The sequence below is a fragment of the Actinoplanes sp. NPDC048796 genome (assembly GCF_040650035.1).
Lineage (GTDB): Bacteria > Actinomycetota > Actinomycetes > Mycobacteriales > Micromonosporaceae > Actinoplanes.
In genome coordinates this window covers 236,023-248,593 of the sequence record NZ_JBEZGO010000004.1, presented here as the reverse complement: position 1 = coordinate 248,593, position 12,571 = coordinate 236,023, and the positions used below count along the sequence as shown (strand labels likewise).

Genomic DNA, 12,571 nt, shown 5'->3' with positions numbered 1-12,571 from the left:
TGTTGTGCGGCCCAGTGCTGTGCGGCCCAGTGTTGTGCTGGTGGGTGCGGCGTTCGTGGCGACCCTGGCCGGGCATTTCACGCTGGAGCGGATCGGGCTCAGCATCCCCGTTCTCAACGACGTGCGGGTTCTCCTGTTCACCGCCGTCGTGCTCAGCTTTCTGCTCGAGCAGCACCACGCCGGGGAGAAGGGGCGCTGGCTCGACCGTGGGGCCTCCCGCGCGCTCTACCCCGTACTGCTGCTGCTGGGCTATCAGATGTTGTCGGCGTCGTGGGCGCCGCGCGGGGCGATCATCAATGACGTTCTCAGCGACCTGGTCTCGATGGGCGTGCTGCTCGTCGTCTACGCCAATCTGGCCGTCTGGGACCGGGACCGGGTCATCAAGATCACGTTCGCGCTCCTCTACGTCGCGGGATGGCTCTATTTTCTGTACGCGGCGTCGGGGCGCGGCCACACGGCCAGCGGGCGGTGGGCCGCGTTCGGTGGTGGCCCCAACGTCTTCGTCCGGGTCATGGTGCTCGGGATCTTCGCCGCGGCGTACTTCTACTTCCGCTACCACGGCAAGCTCGTCTGGCTGATCGGGGTGCCGCCCTTCCTCGTCGGTGCGCTCGCCTCCGGCTCCCGGGGTGGCCTGGCCGCGCTGGGTATCGCCACGGCCGTGGCGCTGCCCTCGCTGTGGCCGACGATCCGGTCGATGCGGTTCGTCAAGGCCGTCATCGCCCTGGCCATCCTGCTCGGGGTGCTGTGGAGCCTCATCGGGGCGATGGTGACCGACCTGCTGAACAACCGCCTGGTGGCGACCACCCTGCAGAACCGGTACACCTCCGACCGGGACGTCCTCTACGAGAAGGGGGTCGAGGTCTTCACCGAGCGGCCGATCCTCGGCTCGGGGGTGCACGGCTTCTACGCCATCACCAACCTCGGGCCGGGCGAGCGCTACGTGCACAACCTGCCCCTGGCGGTGGCGGCCGAGGGCGGGGCGGTCGGGCTGATCCTGCTGCTGTTCGCGTTATGGGCGCTGCGCACCGAGTACGCCCGGCTGCCGGCGCGGCAGCGCTCCCTGGAGAGCCGCGCCGCCGCGTACGCGGGCATCTTCGTCCTGGGCGCCAGCCTGTTCTCCGGCGACTACTACGACGCCCGCCTGATGTGGATCCTGTGGCTGCTGGCCGCCATCCACCCGGCGAGCGAGATCATCCGGAACGCCGGGTCGACGCCCCTGAAGGCGCGCCACCCGTCGGCGCCATGACCCGGCGCCGCCGCGTCCCGGGGCTGCGACGGGTTGGCGAGATGGTCGCGCCGAGCAGGGTCACATAAGTTTCGGCGTGCGCGGAGAGGGTGTACGGATCCGGCTGTTTCGCGCCGCCTCCACAAGAGCACGAATACGACGAGAATCTGCCTCACGCACGTCCCGCGCGATAGAGCGCCAGGGCTTTTCGCACATTGACACATGCAGTGACGATGTTCGAATTAGTCGCGCTATTGACGCTGACCGGGCGTGTAACAAGACCGAAACGGAGGGTTTCTCAGGTTCCCGCGGGATGGTGGGATGAGACCGCCGCCACACCAGAAGGGAACGACCCCCATGCTCAACCTCTCGATCCTTCTCGAGGACAGCGCCCGCACCTTCGGAGATCGGGCCGCGGTCGTCCTCGGCGAGCGGCGCTTGACGTACGCGCAGGTGAACGCCGCCGCCAACCAGGTGGCCAACCTGCTCGTGAGCCGCGGCATCCGGCCCGGTGACAAGGTCGCGCTCTCCTGCCCCAACCTGCCGTACTTCCCGGTCGTCTACTACGGCATCCTCAAGGCGGGCGCGGTGGTGGTGCCGCTCAACGTGCTCCTGAAGGGCCGCGAGATCGCGTACCACCTGAAGGATTCCGAGGCCAAGGCCTACTTCTGCTTCGAGGGCACGGCCGAGCTGCCGATGGGCGCGGCCGGTTTCGAGGGCTTCGGGCAGACCGCGGGCTGCGAGACCTTCTTCCTGATCACCGCCGACCCGGCCGCGCCGTCGCCGATCGACGGCGCCGAGACGCTCGGCCAGGGCCTGGCCGGCCAAGAACCGGTGTTCGAGGCGGTGCAGCTGCCCGAGACCGACCCGGCCGTCATCCTGTACACCAGCGGCACGACCGGGCAGGCCAAGGGCGCCGAGCTGTCGCATTCCAACCTGCTGCTCAACGCGCTGACCTGCAACCGGCTGTTCGGCAGCCCGGTCGGCACCGACACCCATCTGCTGGTGCTGCCGCTGTTCCACTCGTTCGGCTCCAGCGTCAACATGAACGCCGGCTTCGCCACCGCGTCCACGCTCGTGCTGCTCCCCCGCTTCGACGCGGCGGCCGCGGTCAAGCTGCTCGAGACCGAGAACGTCACCTTCTTCGCCGGCGTCCCGACGATGTACTGGGGCCTGCTCAACGCGCTCACCGACGACGTCGACGTGGCGCGGATCGCCGGCAACATGCGGGTCGCGGTCTCCGGCGGCTCCAGCCTGCCCGTCGAGATCATCAAAGAGGTCAGGGAACGGCTCGGGGTCACCATTCTCGAGGGGTACGGGCTGAGCGAGACCTCGCCGGTGGCCACGTTCAGCGATCCGCACAGCGACCCGCGGCCGGGCTCGATCGGCATCCCGATCTGGGGTGTCGAGGTGAAGCTGATCGACCCCGAGTGGAACACGATCGAGGGCGCCGACGAGATCGGCGAGATCGCCATCCGCGGCCACAACATCATGCGCGGCTACTACAACCGTCCCGAGGCCACGGCCGAGGTCGTCCGGGACGGCTGGTTCCGCAGCGGCGACCTGGGCCGGCGCGACAAGGACGGCTTCTACTACATCGTCGACCGGGCCAAAGACATGATCATCCGCGGTGGCTTCAACGTGTACCCGCGCGAGATCGAAGAGGTGCTGATCACCCACGAGGCGGTGTCGCTGGCCGCGGTCATCGGCGTGCCGCACCCCAGCCACGGCGAGGAGATCAAGGCGTTCGTGATCCTCAAGCCGGGCGCCACCGTCACCGAGGACGAGCTCGTGGCCTGGGGCAAGGAGCAGATGGCGGCGTACAAGTACCCGCGCGTGGTCAGCATCGTCGACGCGCTGCCGATGACCGCCACCGGCAAACTGCTCAAGCGGGAACTGCACTAGAGGTTGCGCCCATGCACCACAGTGGGGGCGCACAACAGCATTCGGGACGGGGGCAAGTTTGAGTACTGCGGTGGTCACCCGGCCCGAGACGGCGGGCCTGCTCACCCGCGTCCGGGGTCTGCGGCACACGTCCCCCGGCCGGCTCAAGCTGCTGCTCGCCACGCTGCTCACGCTCGGGCTGCTGGCCGGCCTGGTGGCGGCCGTGGCCGGCCAGTCGGCCCGGGCCGGCACCCACGACCTGGGCGGCCGGGCCCAGCCGCTGCTCATCGAGGCCGAGACGATCTACTCGGCGCTGGCCGACGCCGACACCACGGCGGCGCAGGGATTCCTCGAGGGCGGGCTGGAGCCGGCCACCCTGACCGAGCGCTACGACGACGATCTGCAACGGGCCTCGACCGCGCTCACGTCGGCCGCCCGCCGCACGCCCGCCGAGGGTGCGGCGGCCGACGCGGTGCGCACGCTGAGTGCCGGCCTGGCCGAGTACTCGGCGCTGGTCGCGACCGCGCGGGCGAACAACCGCCAGGGCCTGCCGGTCGGCGCGTCGTACCTGTCGGAGGCCTCGAACCTGAACCGGGAGACCCTGCAACCGCAGGCGCGGGCGCTGTTCCGCACGGCTCAGGGCGAGGTCGGCGACGGGTACGGCGCGGCCGGGGCGGCCGGCTGGATGAGCCTGCTGCTGCTCCTGCTCGCCGGGCTGCTCGTCGCGCTGCTGCTCACCCAGCGCTACCTGAGCCGCCACACGCACCGCACGTTCAACGTGCCGCTGGTGGCCGCCACGGTGGTGACGCTGGGGCTGACCGTCGGCGCTCTCGCCGTGGTCGTCAACCAGCAGAACCATCTCGGCCTGGCCGAACAGGAGGGTTCCGGCCCGGTGGCGTCGATCGCCGAGAGCCGCATCCTGGCGTTGCAGGCGCGCGGCGACGAGGCGCTGACGCTGGCCGCCCGGGGCAGCGGTGCCGCCTACGAGAGCGACTTCGACGCGGTGACCAGCCGGCTCACCGCGGGCGGCGGCCCGCTGGTGAACGAGTACGCCCGGCTCGACCCGCAGCTCGGCACGCTGATGGGCCGGGCCGCCAACTCGTACCGGGCCTACGTGGCCACGCACGACCAGGTGCGGGCGTTCGACGACAACGGCGAGTACGACCGCGCGGTCGATCTCGCCATCGCCCCGACCACGACACAGACCTTCGAGAGCCTGCGCAGCGACCTGAACTTCGCCCTCGAGGACCGCAAGGCGTTCTTCAACGACCAGATCGGCCAGGCGGCGGGCGGGCTGGGCCCGCTCACCGTCCTCGGGCCGCTGCTGGCCTTGCTGATCGCCGGCCTCGCCTACGTGGGCCTGCGGGCACGACTGGAGGAGTACCGCTGATGCGCCGGACCGCCGCGATCACCGCCCTCGTGCTCACCTTCGGCCTGGCCGCGTGCTCGGCCGACTCGTCGCCGCTGTCCGGCGACATGGCCACCCAGCCTCGCGTCGACGTGCCCGCTCCCGCGCCGGCCCAGGGCGCGGGCAAGGCGCCGGCCTGTGATCCCCGCGCCAGCCTGCCGCCGTTGGCCACCCTGCCCAAGCCGGGCGGCGCGATGCCCGCGGGCAGCTACATGGAGAAGATCCAGCGGCGGGACCGGCTGATCCTCGGCACGAGCCAGGACACGCTGCTGTTCAGTTCGCGCAACCCGTTCACCGGCAAGATCGAGGGCTTCGACGTCGACATGGGCCGGCAGGTCGCGGCCGCCATCCTCGGCGACCCGAACAAGATCCAGATCAAGGTCATCGGGTACGACCAGCGGGTCAGCGCCGTGGTGAACGGCGACGTGGACATCGTCGCGGACACCATGACCGCGAACTGCGAACGCAAACGGGACGTGAACTTCTCCACCATCTACTACGAGGCCGGGCAGCGGGTGCTCGTGTCCAGCAGCTCCCCGGCGACGAAGATCGAGGACCTCGGCGGCAAGAAGGTCTGCTCGGTGCGGGGCTCCACCTCGTACGACAACATCGCCAAGGTGAAGTCCAAGGTCAAGCCGGTCGCGGTGGCCCGATCGGCGTTCGGCGACTGCCTGGTGGCGTTCCAGCGCAACGAGGTCGACGCGGTCACCACCGACGACACCATCCTGGCCGGCATGGCCGCCCAGGACCCGTACGCCAAGGTCGTCGGCCCGAAGTTCACCCAGGAGCCGTACGGTATGGCGATGCCGAAGCAGCATCCCGAGTTCACCGCGTTCGTCAACGCGGTGCTGGCCAAGAACCGGGCCGACGGCACCTGGCAGAAGACGTACGACAAGTGGCTGGGCGCCCAGGCTCGATGACCGCTGAGACCTATGCCGCGGCCGAGGCCGAGCTGCTCCGCCTGCAGACGGCGGTCGCGGCCATCTCGACCAACCTGGTCGACCTCGACGACAACCCGGCCCGCAAGGAGCTCGACCGGACCCGGCTGACCGAGCGCACCGCCGCCGCCTGGGCCGGCGCCTCCGACGCGCTGACCCGGCTGTGGGACGGCTACCGGCTGCTGACCGAGCTGATCGGCCGGGCCCGGGCGATCAGCGGCCAGCGCCGCGTCTCCGACGCCGAACGGGCCGAGTTCATCCACCAGGTGCTGGGCGAGTCGATCACCCTGTCGACCGAGGTGGTGCCGCTGGCCCAGCGCGGCCTGCTCGGCCCCGGGCACGTCACCACGGTGTGCACGCCGGCCGAGCTGCTGTCGGCGATGGAGCGGGCCTTCACCACGGCCGTCGCCGTCGCCACCCGGGCCGGTGAGGTGTGGGACAAGATGCTGCCGGCGGCCGCCGACGCCGCGGCCGCCCTCGACCACGTCCGGCGGCTCGGCGGTGACACCGTGGCCCTGGCCGAGGCCGACCGGCTGCTCGGCGCGTTCACGGCGACGCTGGCCGGCGATCCGCTGGGGGTCGACGAGCGGGACCTTCAGGCCGTACGGGCCCTGATCGAGCGCGCCGACGCCGAACGCACCTCGGCCACCGAGCTCCGGGCGGCCCTCGAGCAGCGCCTGGCCGACGCCCGGCGGCTGCTGGCGGATCTCGCCTCGGCCGCGGCCGCCGCCGAGAAGGCGCAGGAGGCGGCGGCCGACCGGTTCCGGGCCCGCGACCTGTTCGTGGTCGGCGGCGGCGACCTGCGGCCCGACCTGGCCGCCATCGAGGCGCTGGCCGCGGCCGGGCACTGGTCGCTGATCAGCCCGAGGCTGGCCGAGTGGACGCGCCGGGCCCGCCAGCGCCTGGCCGCCCTGCGCGAGTCGACGACGCACAACGCCGGGCTGCTGGCCGCCCGCAACGAGCTGCGCGGGCGGCTGGACGCCTATCAGGCCAAGGCGCTGAGCCGTGGGCTCGGCGAGCACCCGTCCCTGGTGCTGCTGCACGACGCGGCCCGCACGGTCCTGTACACGGCGCCGTGCGACCTGACCACGGCCCGCGCGGCCGTCAACGCCTACCAGGATGCGCTCACCGCCACGATCGCGAGGAACGGCCGATGAAGTGCCAGCGGAACTGCCCCGGAACCCTCGAGGACGGCTACTGCGACACCTGCGGGATGGCGCCACAGACCACGCCGGCCACCGCGCCGTCGGCCGTCGCTTACAAGCCCGCCCCGGTGCCGACCTCCGTGCCGCAGCAGCGCACGGCGACCGCGCCCACCACACCGACCACGCCGACCACGCCGACCGGCCCCTCGGCCCGCACGGGGGCGCTCTCCACCCGTACCTCCGGAAGCGGACGGGCCGGCAGTTCCCGCAGCGCCTCCCGGCGCCGCTTCGGCGGCGGCCTGGTCGAGGTCGAGCCGATCGTGCAGGCGGATCCGTCGACGGCGGTGATGGCCCGGGCCGAGGTGCCCGAGGACAAGCGGTACTGCGCCAAGTGCGGGCAGCCGGTCGGCCGGGCCCGCGGCGACCGCGAGGGGCGCACGTCCGGTTTCTGCCCGCACTGCGGCGAGCAGTTCAACTTCACGCCCAAGCTGGTCAAGGGCGATCTGGTCGCCGGGCAGTACGAGGTGGTGGGCCCGCTCGCGCACGGCGGCCTGGGCTGGATCTACCTGGCCGTGGACAAGAACGTCTCGGACCGCTGGGTGGTGCTCAAGGGCCTGCTCAACTCCGGCGACGACGACGCGCTGGCGGCGGCCGTGGCCGAGCGGCGGTTCCTGGCCGAGGTCGAACACCCGAACATCGTCAAGATCTACAACTTCGTCGAGCACGACGGCGCCGGCTACATCGTCATGGAGTACGTGGGCGGCGAGTCGCTCAAGGGGATCCTCAAACAGCGGCGGCCCGAGCCGCTGCCGGTGGACCGGGCCCTCGCGTACCTGCTGGAGATCATGCCGGCCTTCGGCTACCTGCACGACCGGGGCCTGATCTTCTGCGACTTCAAGCCGGACAACGTGATCCAGTCCGGCGACCAGATGAAGCTCATCGACCTCGGCGGCGTGGTCCGCTTCGACGACCTGGACGCCGCCATCTACGGCACGCTCGGCTACCAGGCGCCCGAGATGGCCACCGCGGGCCCGTCGATCGCCTCGGACCTTTACACCATCGGCCGTACGCTCGCCGTGCTCACCACCGACTTCCGCGGCTACCAGAGCACGTTCAAGGAGAGCCTGCCCGACCGCGGCGAGTTCGAGGTGTACCGCCGCCACGAGTCGTTCTACCGGCTGCTGCAGCGGGCCACGCGCACCGACCCGGCCGAGCGGTTCGTCGACGCCGGCGAGATGACCGAGCAGATGCTGGGCGTGCTCCGGCAGGTGCTGGCGGCCGGCGGCACGCCCCACCCGGCCACGTCGCGGCTGTTCACCGGCGAGATGCGCACCGACCTGAAATCGGACCAGCCGCGCTGGCAGGACCTGCCGACCCCGCTGATCGACCTGACCGACCCGTCGGCCGCGTTCCTGGCCTCGGTCACCGTCACCGACCCGGCCGAGGTGCTGGCCCTGCTCAAGGGGGCGCCGGTGGAGACGCTCGAGGTGCGGCTGCGGGCGCTGCGGGCCGAGATCGACCTGGCTCTGCGGCACGGCTACTTCGACGACGCCCGGGCGGCCCGCGACGCGCTGATCCGCAGCGAGGGGGCCGACTGGCGGATCGCCTGGTACGACGGCCTGCTCGCGCTGGCCGTGGAGAACTACGCGTACGCGCGGGAGCGGTTCGACGCCGTCTACTCGGCGCTGCCGGGCGAGCTGGCCCCGCAGCTGGCGCTCGGGCTGGCCCTGGAACTGGCCGGGAACCACCAGGCCGCGGCCGGCTACTACGACGTGGTCAGCCGCACCGACCCGGCGTACACGTCGGCCGCCGCCGGCCTGGCCCGCTGCCGGCTGAGGACCGGCGACCGGGCGGGCGCCGTCGAGGCGTACAACCGGGTCCCGGGCACCTCCGCCGCCTACCGCAGCTCCCAGGTCGGCGCGGTGCTGGCGCTGGTCCAGTCGCACCCGAGCGCGGCGGCCGACGTCGACTCCCTGGCCGCGGCGGCCGCGCTCATCGACCGCCTCGAGGTGGAGGCCGCGCAGCTGGCGGCGCTCCGGGTCGAACTGCTCGAACAGGCCCTCGAGACCATCAAGGGCGGCGCCAAGCTGCCGGCCGCGGTCCTCGGCGCGAGCCACACCGGTGACGTCCGCGAACGGGAGGTGCGCTTCGCGCTCGAGGCCGGATACCGGGAGATGGCGCGGGCGGCGCACGGGCCCGACAAGATCGCCCTCGTCGACCTGGCCAACGCGGCCCGTCCCCGGACCCGTACATGAACGGCGTACTCTCTGAAAATTTGCACCACTACGACGGCGAGGCACGATGACGATGACCGAGTGCGCCTCGTGCGCCGATGAGCGCGCGGCCGGGGCGGCCTTCTGCGAGAGCTGCGGACGGTCGCTGTCCGCCGGCCCGGCCTGCCCGCACTGCGGCGCCGCCGGCGCGGTCGGCGAGGACGGCTACTGCGAGCAGTGCGGGATGCTCGCCATCCGGCCCCGCGACCACCTCGAGGTCGACGGCGGCGAGGTGGCGGCCGCGGCCACCGACCGCGGGCAGCGGCACCACCGCAACGAGGACGCGATGTGGCTGGCCGTGCGCGGCGCCGACGTCGACGTGGTCGTCTGCGACGGCGTCTCCTCGTCGTTCGACCCGGACGTGGCCTCGGCGACCGCGGCCGGCGCGGCCGGTGAGGTGCTGGCCGCCACGGGCGACGTGGGCGAGGCGATCCTGACCGCGAAACAGGCCGTGGCCGACCTGGCCGCCGGCGGCGACCCCCGGCGCGCGGTCTCCAACCCGGCCTGCACGATCGTCGCGGCCGTGGTGCGCGGGTCCGAGGTGTCGTACGGCTGGATCGGCGACAGCCGCGCCTACTGGATCGGTGCGGAGGGACCGGCCGAGCAGCTCACCGAGGACGACTCGTGGGCCACCCACGTGATCGCCCTCGGCGTCGACCCCGAGGTGGCGATGCGCGACCCCAAGGCGCACGCGATCACCGGCTGGCTCGGCGCCGACGCCGGCTCGGTGCAGCCGCGCGCGGCGTCCTTCACCGTCACCGAGCCGGGTCACCTGGTGCTCTGCAGCGACGGGCTGTGGAACTACCTGACCGACCCGGCCGCGTTCGCCGCCGCCGTCCGGACCGGGTTGCACGAGCACGGCACTCTGATCAACGCCGCCCGGTACCTGACCGACTACGCCAACAACGCCGGCGGCGCCGACAACATCACCGTCGCCCTGATCCCCGTCCAGCCGCTCGCAGAGGAGTAGGGATGTCGTACACCGCCGAGGCCTTCCAGAACGAGTACCTCGCGCTCGGCGCGGCCGAGGTCAACGCGATCGTCACCGTCACCTCGTCCGGTTCCGAGGGCGGCCGCCGCACGTCCGGCGCCACCGAGATCATCATCGTCGACGCGTCCGGCTCCATGCAGGCCGAGGGCCGTATCACGGCCGCCCGGCAGGCGGCCAAGGCGGCCGTGGCCTGCATCGACGACGGCGTGCACTTCGCCATCATCGCCGGCGTCGGCACCGCCCAGCAGCTGTTCCCGGCCCCGGGCCAGCTCGCGGTGGCCTCGGCGCAGACCCGGAACGAGGCGTCCTGGTCGATCGACCGCCTGCAGGCCAGCGGCGGCACCGCGATGGGCGCGTGGCTGCTGCTGGCGGCGCAGCTGTTCGCGCAGCGCCCCGGTGACATCTCGCACGCGATCCTGCTGACCGACGGCGACAACGGCGAACGCCAGGGCTATCTGGAGAGCGTGCTCGACTCGATCGCCGGCCGCTTCACCGTCGACTCCCGGGGCGTCGGCACCAACTGGAAGGTGCCCGAGCTCCGCAAGATCGCGGACGCGATGCTGGGCACCGTCGACATCGTGGCCGAGCCGGACGGGCTGACCGCGTCGTTCGAGCAGATGATGACGAACGCGATGGGCAAGACCAGCGCCGACGTGCAGCTCAAGGTGTGGACGCCGGTGAACGCGACGGTCCGGTTCGTCAAGCAGGTCGAGCCGCAGGTGGCCGACCTGACCGGCAAGCGCGTGCCGGACGGGCCGCGGGCGGCGCGCTACCCGCTCGGCTCGTGGGGCCGGGAGAGCCGCGACTACCACATCTGCGTCGACGTGGCGCCCGGCAACGCGGGCGACGAGATGCTGGCCGCGCGCGTGTCGGTCGTCGAGGGCGACACGGTGCACGCGCAGTCGCTGGTGCGGGCGGTGTGGACCGACGACACGGCCCTGTCGACGCGAATCAACCGGCAGGTGGCCCACTACACCGGGCAGGCCGAGCTGGCCGACGCGATCCAGGCCGGCATCGAGGCCCGCAAGGCCGGCGACGACCGTACGGCGACGCTGAAGTTCGGCCGGGCCGCGCAGCTGGCCCACGCCAGCGGGAACACGGCGACCGAGGAACTGCTGGCCACCGTCGTCGAGATAGAGGACGCGGCCACGGGTACGGTCCGGCTGCGCCGCAAGGTGGCGGCGGCCGACGAGATGGCGCTCGACACCCGCTCGACGAAGACCGTGCGGGTGGGGCGCGGCCAGTGACCACGTACGCCTGCCCCAAGGGTCACGCCTCCGAGACCGACGACTTCTGCGACATCTGCGGCGCCAAGATCGGCGGCGTACCGGCGGTCGAGGCTGTCGTCCCTTCGGGCACCATCGACCTTCCCACCGCCTCGCCGGCGCCCACCGGCGGGGCGCCCTGCCCCCACTGCGGCACCCCGCGCGCCGGGACGAGCCGCTTCTGCGAGGACTGCGGTTACGACCACAGCACCGGCCGGGTGCCCACGCTGACCGAGCCGGCCGCCGAGGCCGCGCCGGCGCAGGGCTGGACGGCCACCATCGAGGCCGACCGCAAGTACTTCGAAGAGAACGCCATCGACGGCATCGAGTTCCCCGCGACCTCCGCCTCGCGGACCATCCCGCTGCCACCGCCGCAGATCCGGATCGGCCGCAAGAGCACGTCCAAGGGCACCCATCCCGAGGTGGACCTCTCCGACGACGACCCCGGCGTCTCGCACAGCCACGCCCTGCTGACGCTGAGCGTCGACGGCGTCTGGCTAGTCTCCGACCTGGGCTCCACCAACGGCACCTACATCAACGACGAGCAGACCCCGCTGACCGCCGGCGACTCCCGGGCCCTGAAGGACGGCGACCGGGTCCACGTCGGCGCCTGGACCACCCTGACCCTGCACGCCCCCGCATGAGTGTCGACCCGGTGGCGCACAACCGGGCGGCCTGGGACCGGCAGGTCGATCAGGGCAACGAGTGGTCGCGGCCGGTCTCCACGGAGACGGTCGCCCGGGCCCGGGCCGGTGACTGGTCGATCGTGCTCATCGGCCACCGGCCCGCCGACCGCTCCTGGTTCCCCGCCGACCTGGCCGGGGTGGACGTGTTGTGCCTGGCCTCCGGCGGCGGCCAGCAGGGGCCGACGCTCGCCGCGGCCGGCGCCCGGGTCACCGTGCTGGACAACTCGCCGCGCCAGCTCGAGCAGGACGAGCTGGTCGCCCGGCGTGACGACGTGCCGCTGCGGACGGTGCTGGGCGACATGCGCGACCTGTCGGCGTTCGCCGATTCCTCGTTCGACCTGGTCGTCAACCCGGTCTCGAACGTGTTCGTCCCCGAGCTGGGCCCGGTGTGGCGGGAGTGCTTCCGGGTGCTGCGACCGGGCGGGGCGCTGCTGTGCGGCTTCCTCAACCCGGACGTCTACCTGTTCGACCACGAGGCGCTGGACCAGCGCGGCGAGCTGGTCGTCCGGCACCGGCTGCCGTACAGCGACCTCACCCACGTGCCGGCCGCCGATCGCGAGCGGCTGTTCGGCCTGCACGCGCCCCTGGAGTACAGCCACAGCATGGGCGAACAGCTCGGCGGGCAGCTGGCCGCCGGCTTCGTCATCACCGCGTTCGAGGAGGCGCCGCACCACTCGGACGCCACCGCGGGCTGGCTGCCCGGCTACTTCGCGACCCGCGCCGTGAAGCCGGAGTGACGCCCGGGTGACATGTCTC

The 12,571-nt window shown here is 72.1% G+C and carries 10 protein-coding genes; all 10 read left to right on the top strand.

All coding sequences use genetic code 11. The features are described from left to right. Positions 1-40: 40 nt before the first annotated feature. The gene (locus AB0C26_RS19725; protein ID WP_360248909.1) at positions 41-1,246 is read left to right on the top strand and encodes an O-antigen ligase family protein; all 1,206 of its coding nucleotides are present in this window, start codon (positions 41-43) and stop codon (positions 1,244-1,246) included. Between the two features lie 336 nt (positions 1,247-1,582). Beyond that, on the top strand, positions 1,583-3,130 hold the full coding sequence (locus AB0C26_RS19720) for a long-chain fatty acid--CoA ligase (protein WP_360248906.1): 1,548 nt from the start codon (positions 1,583-1,585) through the stop codon (positions 3,128-3,130). A 58-nt stretch (positions 3,131-3,188) separates the two neighbouring features. Next, complete coding sequence (locus AB0C26_RS19715; RefSeq protein WP_360248903.1) at positions 3,189-4,499, top strand: hypothetical protein; 1,311 nt, start codon at positions 3,189-3,191, stop codon at positions 4,497-4,499. Then, positions 4,499-5,437 carry a glutamate ABC transporter substrate-binding protein gene (locus AB0C26_RS19710; RefSeq protein WP_360248900.1) on the top strand — a complete coding sequence of 313 codons (939 nt, stop codon included), beginning with the start codon at positions 4,499-4,501 and terminating at the stop codon, positions 5,435-5,437. The genes AB0C26_RS19715 and AB0C26_RS19710 overlap by 1 nt, the downstream gene beginning before the upstream one ends. Continuing rightward, positions 5,434-6,612, top strand: coding sequence for a hypothetical protein (locus tag AB0C26_RS19705; protein WP_360248897.1), 1,179 nt, complete (start codon positions 5,434-5,436; stop codon positions 6,610-6,612). The genes AB0C26_RS19710 and AB0C26_RS19705 overlap by 4 nt, the downstream gene beginning before the upstream one ends. Next, entirely contained in the window at positions 6,609-8,855 is a 2,247-nt protein-coding gene (locus AB0C26_RS19700; RefSeq protein ID WP_360248894.1) for a tetratricopeptide repeat protein, read from the top strand. The genes AB0C26_RS19705 and AB0C26_RS19700 overlap by 4 nt, the downstream gene beginning before the upstream one ends. A 46-nt stretch (positions 8,856-8,901) precedes the next feature. Next, positions 8,902-9,843 (top strand): protein phosphatase 2C domain-containing protein, encoded by a 942-nt coding sequence (locus AB0C26_RS19695; protein WP_360248891.1) that lies wholly within the window; start codon positions 8,902-8,904, stop codon positions 9,841-9,843. Positions 9,844-9,845: 2 nt separating this feature from the next. Beyond that, complete coding sequence (locus AB0C26_RS19690) at positions 9,846-11,111, top strand: VWA domain-containing protein (RefSeq protein WP_360248888.1); 1,266 nt, start codon at positions 9,846-9,848, stop codon at positions 11,109-11,111. After that, positions 11,108-11,773, top strand: a complete 666-nt coding sequence (locus AB0C26_RS19685; RefSeq protein WP_360248885.1) for an FHA domain-containing protein — start codon at positions 11,108-11,110, stop codon at positions 11,771-11,773. The genes AB0C26_RS19690 and AB0C26_RS19685 overlap by 4 nt, the downstream gene beginning before the upstream one ends. After that, entirely contained in the window at positions 11,770-12,552 is a 783-nt protein-coding gene (locus AB0C26_RS19680) for a class I SAM-dependent methyltransferase (RefSeq protein WP_360248882.1), read from the top strand. Before AB0C26_RS19685 ends, AB0C26_RS19680 begins: the two co-directional genes overlap by 4 nt. Positions 12,553-12,571: the final 19 nt, after the last annotated feature.